General features: G+C 67.8%; 23 protein-coding genes and 1 pseudogene. 20 read left to right on the forward strand and 4 right to left on the reverse strand.

Going from position 1 to position 19,683, the window contains the following annotated elements; all coding sequences use genetic code 11:
- Position 1: 1 nt before the first annotated feature.
- Positions 2–925, reverse strand: a complete 924-nt coding sequence (locus BMY97_RS02160; RefSeq protein WP_091611643.1) for a proteasome assembly chaperone family protein — start codon at positions 923–925, stop codon at positions 2–4.
- A 181-nt stretch (positions 926–1,106) separates the two neighbouring features.
- Between BMY97_RS02160 and BMY97_RS02165 the strand changes: the two genes are divergently transcribed.
- The 4 genes from BMY97_RS02165 (at position 1,107) to BMY97_RS02180 (ending at position 4,006) form a co-directional block, all read left to right on the forward strand.
- A complete protein-coding gene (locus BMY97_RS02165) occupies positions 1,107–1,619 on the forward strand; it encodes a PH domain-containing protein (protein ID WP_091611646.1) in 513 nt (170 codons plus the stop codon).
- Positions 1,620–1,702: 83 nt separating this feature from the next.
- Positions 1,703–3,160, forward strand: coding sequence for a PH domain-containing protein (locus BMY97_RS02170; protein ID WP_091612838.1), 1,458 nt, complete (start codon positions 1,703–1,705; stop codon positions 3,158–3,160).
- Positions 3,161–3,164: 4 nt separating this feature from the next.
- The gene (locus BMY97_RS02175; protein WP_091611649.1) at positions 3,165–3,665 is read left to right on the forward strand and encodes a GNAT family N-acetyltransferase; all 501 of its coding nucleotides are present in this window, start codon (positions 3,165–3,167) and stop codon (positions 3,663–3,665) included.
- Positions 3,666–3,808: 143 nt separating this feature from the next.
- Positions 3,809–4,006 carry a hypothetical protein gene (locus BMY97_RS02180; RefSeq protein ID WP_091611652.1) on the forward strand — a complete coding sequence of 66 codons (198 nt, stop codon included), beginning with the start codon at positions 3,809–3,811 and terminating at the stop codon, positions 4,004–4,006.
- Between the two features lie 40 nt (positions 4,007–4,046).
- Here BMY97_RS02180 and BMY97_RS02185 read toward each other — a convergent pair whose 3' ends face one another.
- Positions 4,047–5,330: an aminotransferase family protein gene (locus tag BMY97_RS02185; RefSeq protein WP_091611654.1), complete on the reverse strand. Its 1,284-nt coding sequence runs from the start codon at positions 5,328–5,330 to the stop codon at positions 4,047–4,049.
- Positions 5,331–5,358: 28 nt separating this feature from the next.
- Positions 5,359–6,537, reverse strand: coding sequence for a CaiB/BaiF CoA transferase family protein (locus BMY97_RS02190; protein ID WP_091611658.1), 1,179 nt, complete (start codon positions 6,535–6,537; stop codon positions 5,359–5,361).
- A gap of 145 nt (positions 6,538–6,682) precedes the next feature.
- Between BMY97_RS02190 and BMY97_RS02195 the strand changes: the two are divergent.
- The 6 genes and pseudogenes from BMY97_RS02195 to BMY97_RS02225 all read left to right on the forward strand — a co-directional run.
- A pseudogene (locus tag BMY97_RS02195) lies at positions 6,683–7,186 on the forward strand (glycoside hydrolase family 27 protein); the annotation flags it as partial.
- A 722-nt stretch (positions 7,187–7,908) separates the two neighbouring features.
- Positions 7,909–8,748, forward strand: a complete 840-nt coding sequence (locus tag BMY97_RS48120; protein ID WP_245787101.1) for a hypothetical protein — start codon at positions 7,909–7,911, stop codon at positions 8,746–8,748.
- 474 nt (positions 8,749–9,222) lie between these two features.
- Positions 9,223–9,744 (forward strand): PE domain-containing protein, encoded by a 522-nt coding sequence (locus BMY97_RS02210; protein WP_091611663.1) that lies wholly within the window; start codon positions 9,223–9,225, stop codon positions 9,742–9,744.
- Between the two features lie 6 nt (positions 9,745–9,750).
- On the forward strand, positions 9,751–10,350 hold the full coding sequence (locus BMY97_RS02215) for a DUF3558 domain-containing protein (RefSeq protein ID WP_091611666.1): 600 nt from the start codon (positions 9,751–9,753) through the stop codon (positions 10,348–10,350).
- Positions 10,351–11,598 carry a hypothetical protein gene (locus BMY97_RS02220; protein WP_091611669.1) on the forward strand — a complete coding sequence of 416 codons (1,248 nt, stop codon included), beginning with the start codon at positions 10,351–10,353 and terminating at the stop codon, positions 11,596–11,598.
- 31 nt (positions 11,599–11,629) lie between these two features.
- Positions 11,630–12,376 (forward strand): ESX secretion-associated protein EspG, encoded by a 747-nt coding sequence (locus BMY97_RS02225; protein WP_091611671.1) that lies wholly within the window; start codon positions 11,630–11,632, stop codon positions 12,374–12,376.
- Between the two features lie 96 nt (positions 12,377–12,472).
- Here BMY97_RS02225 and BMY97_RS02230 read toward each other — a convergent pair whose 3' ends face one another.
- On the reverse strand, positions 12,473–13,729 hold the full coding sequence (locus BMY97_RS02230) for a helix-turn-helix domain-containing protein (protein ID WP_177231129.1): 1,257 nt from the start codon (positions 13,727–13,729) through the stop codon (positions 12,473–12,475).
- Positions 13,730–13,786: 57 nt separating this feature from the next.
- On the opposite strand from BMY97_RS02230, the gene BMY97_RS02235 reads away from it, so the two are divergent.
- From BMY97_RS02235 to BMY97_RS02280, 10 genes are all read left to right on the forward strand, one after another.
- The gene (locus BMY97_RS02235) at positions 13,787–14,059 is read left to right on the forward strand and encodes a hypothetical protein (protein ID WP_245787103.1); all 273 of its coding nucleotides are present in this window, start codon (positions 13,787–13,789) and stop codon (positions 14,057–14,059) included.
- Between the two features lie 41 nt (positions 14,060–14,100).
- Entirely contained in the window at positions 14,101–14,580 is a 480-nt protein-coding gene (locus BMY97_RS02240; RefSeq protein ID WP_091611676.1) for a hypothetical protein, read from the forward strand.
- Entirely contained in the window at positions 14,580–14,978 is a 399-nt protein-coding gene (locus BMY97_RS02245; protein WP_091611679.1) for a hypothetical protein, read from the forward strand. The genes BMY97_RS02240 and BMY97_RS02245 overlap by 1 nt, the downstream gene beginning before the upstream one ends.
- Complete coding sequence (locus BMY97_RS02250) at positions 14,978–15,277, forward strand: helix-turn-helix domain-containing protein (protein WP_143086101.1); 300 nt, start codon at positions 14,978–14,980, stop codon at positions 15,275–15,277. The genes BMY97_RS02245 and BMY97_RS02250 overlap by 1 nt, the downstream gene beginning before the upstream one ends.
- A gap of 92 nt (positions 15,278–15,369) precedes the next feature.
- Positions 15,370–15,621 carry an AMED_5909 family protein gene (locus tag BMY97_RS02255; protein ID WP_245787104.1) on the forward strand — a complete coding sequence of 84 codons (252 nt, stop codon included), beginning with the start codon at positions 15,370–15,372 and terminating at the stop codon, positions 15,619–15,621.
- Positions 15,614–16,213, forward strand: coding sequence for a helix-turn-helix domain-containing protein (locus BMY97_RS02260; RefSeq protein ID WP_091611684.1), 600 nt, complete (start codon positions 15,614–15,616; stop codon positions 16,211–16,213). The genes BMY97_RS02255 and BMY97_RS02260 overlap by 8 nt, the downstream gene beginning before the upstream one ends.
- Positions 16,206–17,063 carry a transcriptional regulator gene (locus tag BMY97_RS02265; protein WP_091611687.1) on the forward strand — a complete coding sequence of 286 codons (858 nt, stop codon included), beginning with the start codon at positions 16,206–16,208 and terminating at the stop codon, positions 17,061–17,063. The genes BMY97_RS02260 and BMY97_RS02265 overlap by 8 nt, the downstream gene beginning before the upstream one ends.
- The gene (locus tag BMY97_RS49475) at positions 17,060–17,338 is read left to right on the forward strand and encodes a helix-turn-helix domain-containing protein (protein ID WP_091611690.1); all 279 of its coding nucleotides are present in this window, start codon (positions 17,060–17,062) and stop codon (positions 17,336–17,338) included. The genes BMY97_RS02265 and BMY97_RS49475 overlap by 4 nt, the downstream gene beginning before the upstream one ends.
- 378 nt (positions 17,339–17,716) lie before the next feature.
- Positions 17,717–19,300, forward strand: a complete 1,584-nt coding sequence (locus tag BMY97_RS02275) for an FtsK/SpoIIIE domain-containing protein (protein WP_091611692.1) — start codon at positions 17,717–17,719, stop codon at positions 19,298–19,300.
- Positions 19,297–19,683 (forward strand): hypothetical protein, encoded by a 387-nt coding sequence (locus tag BMY97_RS02280; protein WP_091611695.1) that lies wholly within the window; start codon positions 19,297–19,299, stop codon positions 19,681–19,683. Before BMY97_RS02275 ends, BMY97_RS02280 begins: the two co-directional genes overlap by 4 nt.

A 19,683-nucleotide genomic window follows, 5' to 3' on the forward strand; every position in this document is an offset into this window, starting at 1 on the left:
GCTACCGGTCCGGGGACTCGCTGCCGCCCTGCTGCTCGGCGAGGAAGCGCTCGAACTGCGAGCCCAGCTCCTCCGCCGTGGGCATGTGCTCCTTGGACTCCGCCAGGAGGCTGTCGTGCGCGGCGGCCTCGACGAACGTGTCGTACTGGCGCTCGAGCGCGCGCACCACGTCGGCGACCTCGTCGGACTCCGAGACCTGGCGGTCGATCTCCGCGGTGGCCACGTCGGCGGCCGTGCGCAGCTCGCCGTCGGGCAGGCTCAGGCCGGTCGCGCGGCCGATCGCTTCGAAGGCCTTCAGCGCGGCCGACGGGTAGGCCGACTGGGCCAGGTAGTGCGGCACGTGCGCGGCGAAGCCCATCGCGTCGTGGCCCAGCTCGCCGAGACGGAACTCGATCAGCGCCGCGACGCTGCCGGGCACCTGCATGCGGTTGGGCAACGGCTGGTGGTCGCCCACCAGCTCACCGCGCGTGGCGTGGGCCGTGACGCCGAGCGGGCGCGTGTGCGGGGTGCCCATCGGAATGCCGTGATAGCCGACGGTCAGCCGCACGCCCCAGCGTTCCACCAGCTGCTTGACCGCGGTGGCGAAGCGCTCCCAGTCGTGGTCCGGCTCCGGGCCGGACAGCAGCAGGAACGGCGTGCCGTCGGTGTCGTGCATCAGCTGGACCGTCAGCTCGGGTGCCTCGTAGTCCTCCCAGTGGTCCACCGCGTAGGTCATCGGCGGGCGCCGGGAGCGGTAGTCGATCAGCCGGTCGACGTCGAACCGCGCGATCACGCGGCCCTTGACCTCGTTCGTCAGGTGCTCGGTGACCAGCCGGCCGGTGGAACCCGCGTCCATGAAGCCTTCGAAGAAGTGCAGGAGCACGGCTCCGGACAGGTCGGGGACGTCCGAATCCACCTCGTACAGTTCCTCGGGATCGAACCCCACCGGAATCCTCCTGCTGCTCGCTGTCGTACACGGACGTATCGGAGTACAACGCGGCACAACCGCGATTCCATCCCACCCACGTGGCCGAAATAGTAACGCCACGCACTCACCCGGGCCCCGGATCGGGGCATGATGACACTTGTCGTGGCCATATCTTCACGGAGTCAGGCACGCTGAGCAGGTGACCGTAGAGAACACCAGCACGTTGCGCCTGCGTCTGCGCCCACCGGCGCACCGGGTGAGCCGCAAAGCCGTCGGCCAGTGGACGGTGTCCGCGGCGATCGGCTGGATCGTCGTGATCGGCGTACAGGCGGTGGTGGTGGCGACCAGCGACGACCCGCCGTCGTGGCTGTCGGTGACGCTGACGATCTGCTGTGTGCTCGCCGCGGCGCACCTGATCGTGATGCCGCAGTGGCGCTACCGCGTGCACCGCTGGGAAGTCACCGGCGAAGCGGTGTACACGCAGGCCGGCTGGCTGAAGCAGGAGTGGCGCATCGCGCCGATCTCGCGGATCCAGACCGTGGACCTCGAGCGCGGGCCGATCGAGCAGCTGTTCGGGCTGGCCAAGCTCACCGTGACCACGGCTTCGGCCGCCGGGCCGCTGCACATCTCCGGCCTCGACCACGAGCGCGCGGTGGAGCTGGCCGACGAGCTGACCCGCACCACGCAGGCCTCCCCCGGCGACGCGACGTGAACGGCGTGACCACCGCCGAGACCTTCCCGCCCATCCCGGACGAGGGCACGGCCGAAGCCCCGTGGCACCGGCTCGACCGCCGCATGCTACTCATCCGCCCGGTGCTGGACGTGGCGAAGTCGCTGCCCCTGCTGATCGGCACGCTGGTGCTCGGGCACGGCAACGACTGGCAGTGGATCGGGCTCGTCGCGACCGCCGTGACGGTGTTCGTCGGCATCTCGCACTGCCTCACCTCGCGCTACCGCGTCACCGCGACGCAGGTCGAGTGGCACACCGGGCTGCTGCTGCGCAAACAGCGCGCCGTGCCGCGCGACCGGATCCGCACCGTGGACGTGATGTCGGAGCCGAAACACCGGCTGTTCTCCCTCGCCGCCGTGCGGATCGGCACCGGACGGCACTCGCACGGCAAGGGGCCGGGCAAGGACGAACTGGTGCTCGACGCCGTCACCGGCGCGGAGGCCCAGCGGCTGCGAACCCTTCTGCTGCACCGGAAACCGGTCGAAGCGGCCGGCGTCGAAACCGGTCCGCCGGAGCGGCTGGTCGCGGCCGTCGACAAGCGCTGGCTGCGGTACGCGCCGTTCACGCTGTCCGGCATCGCCGTGGTCGGCGCGACAGTCGGCACGCTGTACCACTTCGTGCACGAGCTGCACCTGGACCCGGTGCGCTACGGGCCGTTGCGCGAGCTGGCCCAGCAGTACACCGCGGCGCCGACGTGGCTGGTCGTGCTCACCGCGGCCGTCGGGCTGCTGGTGGTCGTTTCCGTGCTGTCGGTCGGCGGCTACGTGCTGTCGTTCTGGAACTTCCGGCTCACCCGTGAGGACGGCGGCACGCTGCACATCCGGCGCGGCCTGGTCACCACGCGGTCGGTCTCCATCGAGGAGGAACGGCTGCGCGGCGTCGAGGTGAAGGAACCGTTGCCGCTGCGGATGGTGGGCGGCGCGAAGTGCGTCGCCGTGGCGGCCGGGCTGCGCGAGGGCAAGGGCGCGGACAAGGGCGGCGGGCTGCTCCTGCCGCCGGCGCCGCTCGGGCGGGTGCACGAGGTGGCGGCGGACGTGCTGGGCGAAGACGTCGCCACCGTCCCGCTCGTGCGGCACCCGCGCCGGGCGCTGACGCGGCGGCTGACCCGCGCCGTGACCGGGGTGCTGCTGTTCGCCGCCGCCCTGTTCCTGTTGGCGTGGATCGATTTCCTGCCCGCGTGGCCGTGGCAGGCGGCGCTGGTGCTGCTGCCGTTGGCGGTGCTCGTGGGCTGGGACCGCTACCGGACGCTGGGGCACGCGCTGGCGGGCCGGTACCTGGTCACGCGCTCGGGCTCGCTGGCGCGCACGACGGTCGCGGTCCGCCGCGACAAGCTGACCGGAATCGTCGTGCACCGCTCGTTCTTCCAGCGGCGGGCCGGGCTGATCACGATCGTGACGCCGATCGCCGCGGGCAAGGGGCACTACCACGTGGTGGACGTCGACGAGAGCGACGGGCTGGTGCTCGCCGACCACACCGTGCCGGGGCTGCTGAGCCCGTTCCTGGTCGCCGAAGCCGAGAGCTGAAGCCATGACCCGCCCCGCCCGTCCCGACGACCTGCCCGTGCTCCGCGAACTCGAACGGGCCGCGGGGGTGCTGTTCCGGGACGTCGGCATGGCGAAGATCGCCGACGACGAGCCGTGGTCGATCGAGGAGCTGACGCCGTTCCAGACGGAGGGGCGGTGCTGGGTCACCGAGGACGCCGGGCGCGTGGTCGCGTACCTCATCGCGGAGGTGGTGGACGGCCGCGGGCACATCGAGCAGGTTTCGGTGCGGCCGAGCCACGCCCACCGCGGCCTGGGCCGCGGGCTGATCGAGACGGCGGACGAGTGGGCCGGCCGGCTCGGGCTGCCCGCGCTGACCCTCACCACGTACACCGAGGTGCCGTGGAACGCGCCCTACTACGCGCGGCTCGGATTCCGCGTCCTGCCGAGCGCGGAACTCGGCCCCGAGCTGCGGGAAATCCGCGCCACGGAGATCTCGCGCGGCCTCGACGAATGGCCGCGCGTGGCCATGATCCGCAACCGCTGACCTGCGGATCTACCCGCCCGGGCGACTTGGGTCGCCCGGGCGGGGGACCCGATTTGCGGGCCTATTCGAACACGTGTTCTACTGGTCGAGCCGGTCCCGGAGGGGGAAGCTCCGCGGGCCGGCTCCCACTACGAGGAGGCAGCGTGGCGGTCAAGATCACCCATCTCACCAACGGCCAGCAGGTCCGCTTCGCCAACGCGGACGGCGCCCGCCGGTACGCCGAGATCATGGGCGGCGGCATCGACAAATGGGACTTCACCGTGGTCCCCGGTGAGGCCGGGCTGCCGAAGCTGCCGGGGGCGGTTGTCAACGTGCCGGTGTGGCGGATGACTTCCCGGTGAGGCGACACCACCGCCCGGGTGGAGCGAATCCCTTGGGAGGTCAGGACTTCAGCCGGTCCAAGGCCTTCGGCAACGCGGCGGCCAGCAGGTCCAGCTCCGGTTCCGCGGCGATCAGCGGCGGGGACACCACGATGCCCTTGGCCACCGGACGGACCAGCACGCCCTCGTCGCGGACCAGGCGCTGGAGGCGGCCCGGCGCGCCCGGGTCGGCCGCGAGGGTTTCCGCGCTCAGCTCGACCGCGGCGAGAAAGCCCAGTCCGGCGCGGACTTCACCGACCAACGGGTGGACGGCGGCATCCGCGAGGGCGTCGGCGAGCGGCTTCTCCAGTTCCCGGCCCCGGGGGATCAGGTTGTCGCGCTCGTAGATGTCCAACGTCGCGTTCGCGGCGGCGCAGGCGACCGGGTGGCCCGAGTACGTCGGGCCGTGGCGCAGGACCGGGGCGCCGGGCTCACCGGTGAAGAACGGCTCCGCGACGTGTGGCGCGACCAGCAGCGCGGCCAGCGGCACGGTCCCGCCGGTGAGACCCTTCGCGGTGGTGATCAGGTCCGGTTGCACGGCCCAGCGGTCGATGCCGAACCAGGTGCCCAGCCGGCCGAACGCGGCGATCACGCAGTCCGCGACGAACAGCACGTCGTGGCGGCGGCAGATCGCCGCGACCTCCTCGATGTAGCCCTCCGGCGGGAGCAGCACCCCGCCCGCGCCGATCACCGGCTCGCAGAAGAACGCGGCCACCCGGTCGGCGCCGAGCCGCTCGATCTCGGCTTCCAGTGCCGCCGCGCTGTCGTACGCGATGTGCGAGAAACCCTCCAGCAGCGGCCCGAACCCCTGGGCGTTCACGGAAATCCCGCCGACGGCCGTGCCGAAGCCGTGCGTGCCGTGGTAACCCTGCACCCGCCCGATCACGTGGGTCTTCGCCGGCCGCCCGGTGTTCGCGAAGTACGCACGGGCGATCTTCACCGCCGTGTCCACCACGTCGCCGCCACCGGAACCGAGGAACACCTTAGACCCCGGCGTCGGCGCCAGCTCGGACAGTCGCGAAGCCAGCTCCAGCGCCGGCTCGTTCGCGTAGTAGCCGAAGAGGTTGTACGAGTCGAGCTTCTCCAGCTGAGCCGTCACGGCGCGGGTGATTTCCGGCCGTCCGTGGCCGAAGTTGGCGTACCAGAGCGAAGCGGTCGCGTCGAAGTACCGCCGGTCCGCGTCGTCCCAGACGTACGAGCCCTCGCCGCGGGTGACGACCATGCGGTCGCCGTCCACGGCACCCATATCCGCGAACGGGTGCCACAGTGGGTTCTGTGCCTGGGGGTTCTGCGGCTGGTCGGCCATCTCGTTCCTCCTCGAAATCGGGGCCACGTCAGAATTCCGCGATCTCCGCCGCGGAATAACCCAGCTCGGCCAGCACCTCGGCGGTGTGCTGGCCCAGCGTCGGCGGCGCGGACGTCGGCCGAGGCCGGGTGTCCGACGCCTTGATCGGGAACCCGTTGCCGAGGTAGGTCCCGACGGTCGGGTGCGGCAGCCGCACAACCTGGTCCCGCTCGGCCGCCCACGGGTCGGCGTACACGTCGTCGATGTCGTTGATCGGCGCGGCCGGGATGCTGGCCGCGTCGAAGGTCTTCATCCAGTCCTCGACGGTACGCGTCACGAGCACCTCGCCCAGCCGCGCGTTCAGCTCGTCGCGGTTCGCCGCGCGCGCGGCGTTGCTGGCGAACTTCGGGTCCTCGGCGATGTCCAGCTCCAGCACCCGGCACAGCACGCGCCACAGCTTCTCGCTGCCGATCGCGACGATCAGCCAGCCGTCGGACACGTGGTACGCCTGGTACGGGACGATGCTCGGGTGCGCCGAGCCCATCCGGCGCGGCCGCGGCGCGTCGTAGAAGTGCGCGCCGGCGGCGTACACGTGCCAGGCGAGCTGGGCGTCGAGCAGCGAGACGTCGAGGTACTGGCCGCGCCCGGTGGTGTGCCGGGCCTGCAACGCCATCAGCACGGCGATGATCGCCCAGGTGCCCGCGTTGAGGTCGGCGACGGGCAGGCCCACCTTCGCGGGCGCGCCGTCCGGCTCGCCGGTCAGCCCCATCACGCCGCCCATCGCCTGGGCGACGAGGTCGTAGCCCGGCCGGTCGCGGTACGGCCCCGTCTGGCCGAACCCGGTGATCGACACGTGGATCAGCCGCGGGTTCAGCGCCGAGAGCTCGGCGTAGGACAGGCCCCACTTCTCGAGCGTGCCCGGGCGGAAGTTCTCCACGAGCACGTCGGCGTCCGCCAGCAGGCGGCGGACGGCTTCACGGCCGCGCTCGCTCTTGAGGTCGAGCACGATCCCGCGCTTGTTCCGGTTCGCCGCGAGGAAGTACACCGCCTCGTTCCCCTCGCCGACGAACGGCGGACCCCACAGCCGGGTGTCGTCGCCGTGCCCCGGCGGCTCGACCTTGACTACGTCCGCGCCCATCTCGCCGAGGTACTGCGTGCAGTACGGCCCGGCGAGGATCCGGGAGAGGTCGACGACCTTGATCCCGTCGAGTGGACGGACCTCGGGCATGCACGTCTCCTCGCGGTCGGGGCTTGATCTCCTTTCTACCTCGCGAAGCCCGGATTCCCTACCAACGGCCGCTTGACGGCGAACCTGTGCGTGATGTTGATTGTTGAGTGAGTTTGTGCAGAGTTGCGCACTCCTGGAGGAATCTATGCGTCGTCTTGTGGGTCTGCTGGCCGCCAGTGCGCTGGCCGCGGGCTTGACCACCGCTTTCACCACCCCGGCCGCCGTGGCCGTGCCGGCCGCCGCCCCGGCACCGTTCGCCACCCAGCAGGCCGTCGGCGCGCTGCCGCCGATGGGCTGGAACAGCTGGAACAAGTTCGGCTGCAACATCAACGAGGAGCTGATCCGCGAGACCGCGGACGCCATCGTCAGCTCCGGGCTGAAGGACGCCGGCTACCAGTACGTCAACATCGACGACTGCTGGGCCGAGCACGACCGCAACGCCGAGGGGAAGTTCGAGCCCAACCACCAGCGCTTCCCCGGCGGTATCAAGGCCCTCGCCGACTACGTGCACGCGAAGGGACTGAAGCTCGGCATCTACACCAGCGCGGGCACGATGACCTGCGCGCAGACCATGCCCGGCGGGCTGGACCACGAGGACGTCGACGCGCAGACGTTCGCGGACTGGGGCGTCGACTACCTCAAGTACGACTTGTGACACCTTGCGTTTCCCGAGCTGCGGGATTTGATCACAGATAGTGTCTGACCTGCGTTTTTCTGGCTGATTGGGTCCGGTTGGGTCCGGTCCGGTCCGGACGTCTGACGGCCTGTGGACGGCCTGGAGATGCCGGGGCTGGGCGGTGTGAGGAGGGTTGCGGCGCGGATGTGTTCCTCGACGGTGACAGCCCATGCCGGTACCGGGGCGCGCTTGACGGGGGTCGGCTGGGGGACGTGGTGGAGTTCGAGCCGGGTGAAGAGTGCGAGTTGGTTGGGTCCGGCGGTGTGCTTGCGCAAGGTGGCCTCCCGGGTCGGCTGTTGCGAGTGGTGGCTAGTTGCCTCCGTCTTCCTCGCCCCTGCTGCGCCTAGCGGTGAGTCGGCCGGGTCAAGGCATCTTTCCCGCCTTGACGCGGTTGGCTCACCGTTAGACGCTCCGATGCGAGGGACCCCCGGTGACCCGCGTTGCGTATTCCTCGAAACCGTGAACGCTGAAGCGTGCCCCTCGGCGTCCACCCTCCCCCTTTGTGGCTCCGGGGGGCTCTTTGCCGCCTGTGACCTGGGTGAATGCCGATGCCGGCCGAATTAGCAGAGAAACCCGCCCGGGTTGATCATGGGGGACCCGAGGCGCATGCTGGAGTTATGGGTGGAGGCGGGTTTTTCGACCGCGCGGCGGCGTATGGGGAACGCTCGGCGGCTCGTGAGCGACGGTGGTTGCTGGTGGCTCGCGCGCTGCGGTGGCCGGTGCTCGGCGTGGCCGTGGTGGTCGGGCTGGTGGCGTGGTGGCTCTCGGACTGGCAGATGTGGCCGTGGCTGGGTGGCCTGGGTGCGGTGCTGCTGCTGGGGTTGACGGGGACGGCCCGGCGGGTGGGGCTGGCGTGGACGCTGGCGGTCACCCTGGCGGTGGTTGATGTGTGGCTGCTGACCTATGTGGAACCGTGGTGGTGGCTGCTGCTGGTCGGGGTGGCGGTGCTGGGCGCAGGGGTGGTGGCCGCAGTGCGGCTGAGGCTGCGGGAACGGCGTGCGCAGACGGTGGCGGCCGTGGTGGTGGGCGTGGTCCTGGTGGTGCTGAGTGTGGTGATGCTGGCGGTGAACGCGGCGGAGCGGGACCGGCAGGCTCAAGCGGTCTTGGACCAGGAACATCAGAACGCGGTGGCGCGGATCTTGCCCCGCACGCCTGCGAGCATGGTTGACCTCTTGGCGGAGAAGATCGCCTTCCCGACGCCGGATGCGGTGGCCACGGCGTGTTTCTACTTCGCCCCGCCTGCGCAGGCTCAGCTGGCGCGGAGCCGTGGTGTGGCGGATTGCCCAGCCGCGATCCGCTCGTTGGCGGCCCTGGTGAGCGCGGCGGGCGACTACGTCAACAACTTGTGGTTACCGGGGCAGGCGACTCAGGACGGGCCTGGTGGGACGTTGCTGGTCGACGCCTGCCACCTGACGTTCGATCGGCTGACCGATGACACGCCGCACCCGAACCCCGGTCCTCAGCTCGGCCTGCTGACCTTGCAACAGCAGCAGGGCCAAGGCCACTTGATCGTCGTTTACCAGCCGTGTCGGTAGTCGAGGCGGCGAGGATGACGGCTCAGCTGGAGGTGATCGGCGGGTGCATGAGGTGCGGTAGGGGCGTCGTGGCTGCCGTGGCCGTGGGGCTCTTCGTGCCGCCTGCGGGGGCGTGCGCACCCGCAGCGAGCTGCGGCGGGCGCGCCGGGCGGTCGGCCAGAGCGGAGCGGAGGCCGATCCGCTAAAGGCGACGACCCGCCGTACGCGAGGTGACCGGTTGCGCGCCGCCGTAGGCGGCGCGCCTTGATCCCATAGAGCCAAATTCGGCAGCATCTGCACATCACCCGACGGATGACACTGCACATCACCCCCGGCGCATCACACGGGCGCTGGCCAGGGCCGCACGGGCGTGGCGATCTTCGCGGAACCGGGTTCTTGGTCGGTTCGTCCCTGCTATCGTCACGTGGCGAAACCAGCCACGAGCAGAGGGTAGGCCACCCGGACGGAGCGGGTGGCTACGAGGAGGGGAACATCATGCCGGACGGGCAGGGAGGGCAGGCAGGCGGCCTTAACGGTGTCTACCAGCAGAACGTCACACCGCCACCACCACCGCCGCCACCGGGATCGCCACCGCTGCCGCTGTCCAGCGGTGGCCCGGTCACCACAACCGGACAGCCACCTGACTACAAAGCACTCGGCACCGCACAGGCCAAGGCCGACTTTGCAGCGGCAGCCAACAGCGGCGGATGGGAATTCGACCCCGACGCAATGGACAAGGTAATTCAAAAGCTAGAGGGACTACTTGACGACGACCTGGACGAAGCGCAACGACATGCGCAGGTCATCATGCAAATTAGGCCACCCGGCGGCGAGAATGTTAGTAATTCTTTCGCCAACGCTGCAATTCAATCCGCAAATCAGTATAACGGCTTCCTTCAGGGTGCAGTCAATTTTCTTATGTCCTACGTTGATGTTCTAAAGCAGGTAAAGACTGCATATGAAAAGCAGGATCATGCGGCAATCGATGCGCTTCGCGGGAGCGGAAAGGCTGATTGAAGTTCCATGCACTCACGACACTTGACGGCACTGCTGTGCACGACAATTGCCGCAATCGCGGTTGCTGGATGCGGATCGACTAGCAACGGGCAGGCAACACCTGCTCCGTCGAGCTCAGCCGCCGGTGACCCCATACTTGCCCCGAAGGTCACCGATCCAATTGCGAACACTGAATCGTACGCAAGTGATCCCTGTTCGGCCGTACCTTCCAGTGAGGTCGAAAGCCTGGGGGGACCAATAAAACAAACTAAAACCGACAACTCGGATAGTGGAAATCTCTGCGTTTGGACATTTACCGACCTTCACGGCAGCGCTAGCGGCGGCCTCCTAACCAAGCAAACATCGGGAATTAACGGGCTATACATAGATCACCAGAAAGGTTATCTGACTACTTTTACGCCGCATGCTCCAATAGCGGGATATCCGGCGGTTATTTACGCCCGAGGTGGCGAATCGGAGGGCAATTGCAATCTTGCTGTCGGCGTTCGCGATGACTTGGCGTATACGGTCGTCATGTTGCTCCGCAGTGGCCCTGCCCAGTCCAATGCGTGCGGCATAGCCGAGCAAATTGCCACAACCGCCGTTGAGCACATGAAGGGCAAATAGATGGCCTACTCGGGGTATGATATCTACAACTTGCTCCGGTCGCCGGGAGATTCGAGCAGCATTGACAGTGCTGGGCAAAGTTGCGGCAAGCTAAGTAACATTCACAATACCGTGGCGGATAAGCTGACAGATGGCCAGACGGCTTTGAATTCGTTTTGGAAAGGTCAGGCTGCCGATGCCGGCAGCGCAGGCCTGGGGCCCATGGTTGCCACTTCGCGTACTGCGGCCCAGAATATGACGATGATGCAGCAGCATCTGAGCGAGCAGTCGGCCGCTTTTAATTACGCGAAGAACAATGTTGTTGAGGTTTCCACTTCGCGTCCGGATGACGATAAGCTAACGGACTACCTTTCACTTGGCGCGAGTGACGACGAAAAAGCGGCGGCAGAGTTCGACGACAAAACAAAGAAGAACGTCGCTGTATATCAGGATTACGATCAGAATAGCGCGCCACGCACACAGACGATGCCGATGGACTATCCGGCGGCACATGATCCGTCGGTGTCTTCGGGCGGGTTTACCCCCGATCCGCAGGTTCCTGGATCGGGCTTGTCGAGTGGGCCGCATGTGTCCGGTTCTGGTGGTCACTCATCGGCGCATTCGTCTGGTGGATCGCACAGCTACTCCGGTGGCGGCCCCAGCACGTATACCGTACCGCCGGGGGCGGAGAACGTTCCGGCGCCGCCTCCGCCGGGTAGTTCCCACGGTGCTACTCCACCGTCTGTGCCTGCTCCGAACGACGGGACCCGGACAAGCTCGTCGTGGGCGGATCCAGTTTCCGGCCAGAACCCGGGCGGCGTTGCCCCCTGGCAGAACGGGCCGGGCAGCTCCAGCAACCCGAGCGGCGGCAACGGGTCTGCTCTGGGTGGCGGAGCAGGGGTCGGAGGTGTCGGGCTGCCAGGTGGGTTTGGTGGTGCATCCGGTGGCAGCGCTGGCGGCCGTAGCGCAGGTGGGGGTTTCGGTTCTGGCGGGTCGGGCGCGGCCGGTCGTGGTCTCGGCGCGGGCGTTGGCACCGGTTCCGGTACTCCGGGCGAGGGCGCCGGGCGGCCTGGCATGGGTACGGCCGGGGCTGCCGGTGCGAAGGGGCAGTCCGGAATGGGCGGCATGGGCGCGGGCGGGGCCGGTAAGGGCAAAGGCGGCGAGGACGAAGAGCATCAGCGCAAGATCCTGCTGCCGGAAGAGGACCCGGACTCACTGTTTGGCGGCTACGACGGTGATCGGCCCACGCCGCCGGTGATCGGGGCGTAGGGGCGGCGCCCCAGGAGAGGGAGAACTAACAGTGCTGCGCAAGCCTGTGGAGCTGAGCTTGCAGACCTTCGAGGTGCTGTGGGAACGGCTCAATCTCGGAGATGTCCACCCGACGCTCGTGCGTGGTGCGCTGTGGTACTCGCTGGACGAGCGGCGTCAGCTGGCGGCCGATGCTGACCGCGAGTTGGCTGAGTGTGGGCTGTTGCGGGGCGGGCGTCTCGACGACGATTTCGTGGAGACGCTGCACGTCCTGCAACGCCCGAGAGTCGACTATTACTCGTGGGTCAAGTCCGGGCGCGGTGAACGTACGGTGCGGGCTGCCGCGAGCGGGCGGGACGCGGTGACGGTCGTCGCAACAGGCCAGAAGTTGTACCTCGCCGCGTGTTCGGCTGATTCCCTGGCGCAGGAGTTCACCGCGCTCTTGCCGGATGCGCCTGCCGCGCGGTTGGCCTCGCTGACGTGCTCGGACACCGACCTGAAGGCCATCAAGGGCGGGGCAATTCCGAACACGACCAGCCCGAGCATTCGTGACGCCAAACAAGTGCTGCGCTGGCTGAACGCACAGCACACCCATTTCGGCCGGCTGTATGTCGCGATCCGAGACAGCCGAGGGAGGCGCCGTCGCAACGAAGACCCGCCTGGCTGGGCCGACACCGACCAGGGGCGCATCCTGTTCGGCGTGGACGGGTCTGGCTGGGTCAGTCTGTCAGGTGCCGGACCGCAGGAGATCGCGAGCAAGGTGCAACGTCTGGCATATGACCTACGCAACCGCGGATGACCGAGCCGACCGCTGAGACACACTTACAGGCTGAGCCCCGCCACCGATAACCGATCGGCAGCGGGGCTCAGTCCGTTGAGCGCACGGAAAGGGCGTCTACACCTTTCCGCTGACGCTGGAGTAAAAGTCCGCAATGACCTCACGCAGTGCACCGGCGGCAGAGTCGGTCTCGAAATTCTGGCGGACTTCGCGGTACAGCTCATCGGCGACCAAGGACAAGCTGCGTACCGACTTACGATCGGCGCTGAACGCTTTTCGCGCCCACTCGGTGGCACCGTCCAAGTCACGTTCACGCAGGGCCACTGTCGCCAGTGTCAGCCGCGCCTCGCTGGCGCGCATGGGGCTGCGGTCGCTTCCATCCGGCCGTTCGGAAAACCTGACGATCTCCCGGGCATGCTCGGCGGCCCGCTCGTTTTCGCCAACGAGCCGGTAGCAGTCCATGGCGTAGAAATCCCATTTCGCCGGGTCGATGACGAAGTGGTTTTCCGGTCGCGTCGGGTGCTCGTGAGCCTCTAAGAGCCGCGCACCCTTGTCAAGCTCTTTCCGCACCGCACTTTTATCCCCTATACGCGCTTGCGCCTTGGCTCCTTGTGCTGCCAATTGCACAGCGACGGAAGCGTGCGGCGCAGCATCATGCCCAGCGCCAGCGTAATCCAGAACAGACTTGAATCGACCTTGCGTGATGGCAAACCAGGCGCTCATTTCAAATGCCCAAGCGATGATTTCACCATGCCCAGCTTCACGCCCAAGCTGAAATGCTGCCGACCGGGCAGATTCGGCATCGCGCGCCAATCCAAGGTCGTAATTCACGCACCCGATGAGCAGCGAGAGCCAGCCTGCGATCACCAATAGTTCGCGATGTTCGGCGAGTGTGGTGGGACCGGAAATAAGTCGCTCGACGTATTCGAGCTGCCGGTGAGCGTCCGCGCGTAGGTCCTCGGCAGGCCGCGAGACATACTCGCAGCAAAGTTGTTCGGTGATGATCTTGAGCTGGTCGATCGTCTCGGAGCCCACGTCGGTGCGGTGGATCTTGCGCAGCAGGTCGCTGAATGCCCAGGTGTCCCGACCGGGCACCACCAAGGAGCCCGCTGAACCCTTCTCCTGTGCACGAAGGTAGGCGGCCATGAGCTGCCCATCTGCATGCAAGAGGTCTTCGAGGTGGCGCACGCTCGACTCGTCCACCCCCTGGCCAGCCTCGACGCGGCTCACCCAGCTCTGACTGACGTTGGCCGCGCGGCCAAGTTCGGCCTGGTTCATGCCAGCCTCTGCCCGGATGCGTTTCAGCACGTCACCGAACGTTTCCACCGCCGTATTCACCTCCGTATATGCGCATCGTATGCAGTCTGCCTGCATCTCGTGGCCTCGGACCCATCGTACCCCGCATGGTGGGTGGAGCGAGGTGATCACCTCGTGTCGGTGCAGGTCAAGAGAGGTACGAACATGCCAACTCACATCCGCGTGACACCGAGGTTCGGGGACTCGGTCCGTGTGGTCAAGGGCGGCCTTCCTGGTCCGAGGCTTGTCGCGGAGGTAGGTCCCGACACTGTGCTTTCGATCGCGGTCGATGACGAGCCGGGCAGTGCTGAACTGGCCGCACAGTTCGCTCGGGAGCTGGCAGGCGCAGCACTGCGCTACGCACAGGAGTGTGACGACTACACAAGGACACAGACGTTCTCCGAGTAATCGACTAAAACCTTCTTCTGTCTAATGAATTGGTGATCAATATGGCTATTTCTCGTGGTGTTCGTTTTGATATTCCGTTCGGTGACGCGTTCCCGCAGGGGCTTGTGATGGTGGGTGAGGTGGTGCCGGATAACGAGTTTCAGTCGCGTGAGGATCGGGCGGCGGGTCGTCCGGTTCGGCAGCGTGTGGACGAGGTGACGGGGAAGCGCCAGTGGAAGTGCACGGTGACGGACCCGGATGAGGAGAAGGCGAAGCGGGCCTCGTTTGAGGTGACGTTCTTGGCGGATGTGCAGCCGGTGCCGACGACGTCGGAGGTGCTGCCGGGGATGCGGCCGATTGAGCTGGAGGGTTTGACGGCTGAACCGCGTGTCGGCGGGCAGGGCGAGTTCAAGTACCAGACGTACGTGTTCCGCGCGTCGGGCTTCAAGGCTGCCGTGTCGGGCACGGGCACGGGCTCAAAGGCGTCGCGGTCGTCGGGTTCTGGTTCCTCGGCGGCGGATGACGCGAGTAAGGCGGCGTAGTGGTGGGGCACGCGCAACGGGGGCAGGGTCCCGGTGAGCTGGCGGACACGTGGACGGCGGCGTACCAGGACTATTCGCGGTTGTTCGAGCTGGAGGCGCGGGAGAGCACGGAACCGGTGCGTCACCAGCTCGGGCACGCGGCGGCCCGGGTGGCGCTGGCCTGGCGGGAGCTGTCGCGCACACAACCGGTTGCCTGGTGGGTCGCGGCGGCGGTGGAGCTGGCGGCGACGGAGTTCGCAGAACGCGCGGTGGAACTCGGGTACACGGAGCCCCCGCCGCCGCTGGACGCGGCGCCGTCCCCGGTGGCGCGCCGCCCGGTGGGTCGTCCGCAGAGGCTTCGCCGGTCGTCGGGTGGTTCTGGCTATGCCGGCCGAAGTGATGGCGGGGGTGGCGAGTGATGGCGGAAACGGAGTGGGTCCGGTTCGACGATGTGGATCGGGGTTTGTTCGTGCCGGTGGCTGCGTTGCTTCAGCGGGTGCGGCACGAGCGGGGCCTGACTCAGTGGACGGTGGCGAACCGGGCGGGGCTGTCCATGTCGTATGTCGGGGGGATCGATGGGGGTTCGCGGCGGTTGCGGCGGGTGGAAACGGTGATGCGGCTGGCTCATGCGCTGGAGATCCCGCGTGATCAGTTGTTCGGCTGGGTGGTCGCGGAGGTCCAGCACGACCAGCCGGGCTGGCAGGAGGGCGGCCGATGAATGCGACTACGCGTTGTCCGAGCTGTCAGCGGTTTATGGGTTTCCGGGATGGGAAGGCGGTGTGCACGGTGTGCGACGGCGAGGTGCGCCCGGTGGAGAAGCTGGCGGACGCACATGATGACGCGGAGAGGCGTCGTCCGGAACAGACCGCGATGCCGTCGAAGTGGATCGCTTTTCATCGCGCGAATGCGCGGATGTATGAGCGGGTGGCTGACATCGATCGTGGTCACCACCATGAGGCGCTGTATTGGGCGGACCGTGAGCGGCGGAACGTGGATGAGGTAGAGGCGGCGGCGACGCTTGCCGTACCAGGCAAGGAAAGGAAGGAGGAGCGTCATGGGTGATGTGGTGTCGGTGGGCACGGTTGTGCGGTCACGGCGGCAGGAGATGGGCTTGACGCTCACGGCGGCCGCGCGGCGGTGTGGCATTGCTAAGTCCACTCTGAGCCTGATCGAGCGTGACTATACGGAGTTGGTGTCACTGACGAAGGCGTCGACGCTGGCGCGGGGCCTGGGCCTGTCGCCGTTTGTATTGCCGTTGCTGGCTGCGGGCACTGGGGACGGGAAAGGATATGACTCGGTGCCGGGGCTGGCGGCTACGGCGGCGTGGCCCCGGTCGGTGTGTCTGGGCGAGGAAATGTACCTGCGGCGCGTGGAACTGCGGATGACGCTGGCACAGCTCGCGCGGGCGTGCGGGATGTCAGAGGGCCACGTCGGGGGGATCGAGAACGGCAGTCGTCGGCCCACGATTCCCGCGCTGGTGAAACTCGCGGACGGCGTGGATGTGGGCCGGTGGCTGCTGGTGCTCCTGGCGGTGCGGGACCAGAAGCGGCGGGAGGCTCTGCGTTCGGGTGAGGTGTTCGCTCCGGTTTGGCGGGTACGGCGGGAGTCTGCGCGCATGGTCGAGTCAGGACTGGGGGTGACACGCGATGTCTGACAAGGACAGTCCACGGTGCGTGGCGGAGTTGGCGGGCGCGGAACTGGGTGTGTTCTTGCGGGGTCGGCGGGATGCGCTGCGGCTGACTGTTCCGACGGTCGCGGACCGCGCGCGGATGGGCGCTACGACGTTGCGGAAGCTGGAGAACGGTGAGACTCAGCTGACGTCCCTGGCCGTGGTATCGGGTCTGGCTCGGGCGCTGTGCATGTCGCCGTATGAGCTGGTGGTCAAGACGGTCCGGGGCCAGGACGTCGATCCGATGAAGGAGGGCGGCCCGAAGGCACAGGGATCCCTGGGTGATCGGATCGGGCTGGCGCGGTCGGTGACGGGGTGGCATGTGGAGGAGGCGGCCCGGCGGGTCGGGGTGGGTATCGGGACGCTGCGAGGTCTGGAGGCGGGCAAGTACCTGCCGTCGGTTCCGCTGCTGCTGAAGATCGCCCATGGTTTGCAGACCAGTATGACGCGGCTGCTGGTGCTGGCTATGCGGGATTTCGAGGCGTGGGAACAGCGGGAGCGGGAGCAGGGCAAGGTATGGCGTCCGCCTGGCACGGTCAGTAAGTCGCCCGGGTCGCTGACGGTTCCGGCGTGGGCGCGGCAGATACGCGAGGTGCGGAAGGGGCACGGACGGAGCCAGGAAGAGACGGCCCGCCAGGCCGGTATCAGCTCCGGCTACCTGTGTTCGCTGGAGCTGGGCCGGTCCGACCCGGTGGGAGACGTGGTCAGGCTGGTGGTTGGCCTGGCGGATGCCCTGGGGCTGCCGCGTGAGGAACTGTGGATGACCGCCTTGCGTGGTCACGAGAGTGAACTCCCCGGTGCCATGCAACCGGCCACTGTGGACGGTGGATCATGACCGCGCGTGTTTCCGCTGGTCAGAGGATACCGGCAGAGGAGGGTGAGCCGTTGCGTGAGTGGTTGCGGGTCACGCGGGAGCGGACTGGTCGGACTCAGACGGTGACGGCCGAGATCGCGGGTCTCAGCCCGTCGTACCTGTCGGCGATCGAGTGCGGCAGGGAGGCGCCGCCGGTGACACGCCCGTTGCGGCGGCTGGTGTGGCTCGCGGACGCCTTGCAGGTGCCACGTGGGGAGCTGCGCTGCTCCGGGCGCTGGCGGAATACGAACGGATAGAGGAGACACAGCAATCGACCACCACATTCTGACCGACTAATCAACAATCGAATATCACGAAAAGGCACGTGGGGACGCGTGTTTCATTAAAGGCGTCCCTACGTGCCGAAATTCAACCCTTAAAAGCGCAGAACCGGCCTTCTGGCTACCAACCTGTTCCGGTTCTGCGCCTGTTCACTGGAGGTGAACAATGGCAACGATAAATGATGACAACCGATGCCAGTCAACCGGGGTCACCCGGATGCGCTGTGCTGAATGTAAGAAGTTCGCCCGGTTGCTGCCGGGTGAGATGAAGTGTGCCTCGTGCATGGGGATGCTGCCGCTGGACCTGGTGGTGCCCGGCGATACGGGTTCACGGCCGGTGGGCGGTGAGCGCCGATGAACGGGTTCGGGCTGGTGGCCCTGTGCGGGGGCCTGGCGGTGGTGCTGTGGGTGCTGGCCAAGCTCGGCCGCGCGTTCGCCGCGATCGCGGAGACTCTGGCTGCCCTGGCGGTGATCGGGGTGGCCCTGTGGGCGCTGCTGCGGGCGGTGGGTTGGATTGTTCGGCAACTCGTCACCCGGTGGCGGTCGTGCCTGGCGGTGCTGGCCGTGACCGCCTGGTGGCACTGGTGGGGCTGGCTGTCCCTCGCCCTGGTCGGCGGCACACTCGCCCTCGCCACGCTCGTCTGGCATGTCGTGGACGCGGTGGGCTTCGACCGGTGGTGCGGGCGCTGGCTGCGGGCGTGGTGGCTCCGTTGGGCCGTCTACGGGCGCAAGCTCCCCGACTGGTTGCACGCGTGTGGCCTGACGATCCGGGACGAGGCGGTCCCGGTGGACGTGACCGTGAACCTGGTGTCCCGGCGTCGCAAGCGGGAAGCGGTCGCTCAGGCCCGGCAACAGTCCGGCGTGGCCGTCCCGGCACTGCTGCGGGTGCGTTCCGGGCCGTCGTGGGATGAGGTGCAGGTGCGGCTGGTACCGGGGCAGAAGCCGGAGGACTTCGACGACGCGGCCCGGGCGCTGGCCACGGCCCGGCGGGTCACGCGGGTCCAGGTGCGGGAAGTGTCACCGGATGTGGTGTCGCTGGACTTCATGCGCCGTGACCTGCTCGCCACCCCGGTGTCCTGCCTGCCGCTGCCGGACCTGGTCGCGGTCGACGGCACGGGGGTTGACCTGCGTGGCGTCTATGCCGGCCGAACCGAGTACGGGAAGCCGTGGCTGCTGCCGCTGACCGGTCCGGGCGCGCACACGCTGGTAGCTGGTGCCACGGGTGCGGGGAAAAACTCGGTGATGTGGTGCCCGCTGGTGTCGGCCGCGTCGGCGATCCGGGCCGGGGTGGTGCGCGTGTCGGGGATCGACCCCAAGGGCATGGAACTGGCCTACGGGCGCGGGATCTTCGCCCGCTACGGCGTGTCCGGTAAGGAAGCCCTCGATGTGCTCGACGCGCTGATTGACGTGCTGGAGGCGCGTAAACGGGAGTTCGCGGGCATCACCCGTGACGTGCCGATCTCGGCGGAGAACCCGTTAGAGCTGCTGGAGTTCGACGAGATCGGGGCGCTGACGAAGTACACCGACCGCAAGACCCGTGAAGCCATTGTGGAACGTCTGGCGATCCTGACCACCCAAGGCCGGGCGCTGGGGTTCGGCGTGCGGGGCTACGTGCAGGAACCGACCAAGGACACCGTTCCGGTGCGGGAGCTACTGCCCCGGCGCATCTGCCTGCGCGTCACCAGCAAGACGCATGTGGGCATGGTCCTCGGCGACGGTGCCTATGAGCGTGGGGCCTGGGCGAACCGCATCCCCGAATCGGCGGCCGGTGTCGGCTACGCCTGGGGTGAGGGCATCCGCGAACCGTTGCGGGTGCGGGCCGGGTGGGTGTCGGACGCGACGGTGAAGGCGCTGGAGAACTACGTCACCAACGGCGGCGCCCAGGTGATCGACCTTGCGCGGAAACGGCGTGAGGGCAACGCAAGGGGGACCGCGTGAACAGGCTGATGATCTTCCTGGACGCGATCCGGGATCACCTCGACTCCCATGCGCTGCCCCCGGCGTCGTCGGTCGAGGTCACCACCTGGGCCGCCCCGGTCAGTGTCCAGCTCGACACGGACACCGTGACCGGTGTGGCCTCCGGACTCGCGACGTGGGCGGCCACCCTCGACGGTGCCCGGGTGAGCTTGTGGCGAACGCCTGATGGCGGTCGGGTCCAGCTGGAGCTGACCGGGCGGGCCCCGTGCGGTGTCCTGGTGCGGGTGTACGGCGGTGTCCCGTTCGACCCGGTGACGTTCCCCGACCTGCCGGTGGAGACCGATCAGGACATGCCGGTGTGGCTGCTGCGGCAGTGGGCGCGCGCGGGAGAGGAGGCGGCATGA

Origin of the sequence: Amycolatopsis saalfeldensis, assembly GCF_900110575.1 — a bacterium.
In the GTDB taxonomy this organism is placed as follows: Bacteria; Actinomycetota; Actinomycetes; order Mycobacteriales; family Pseudonocardiaceae; genus Amycolatopsis; species Amycolatopsis saalfeldensis.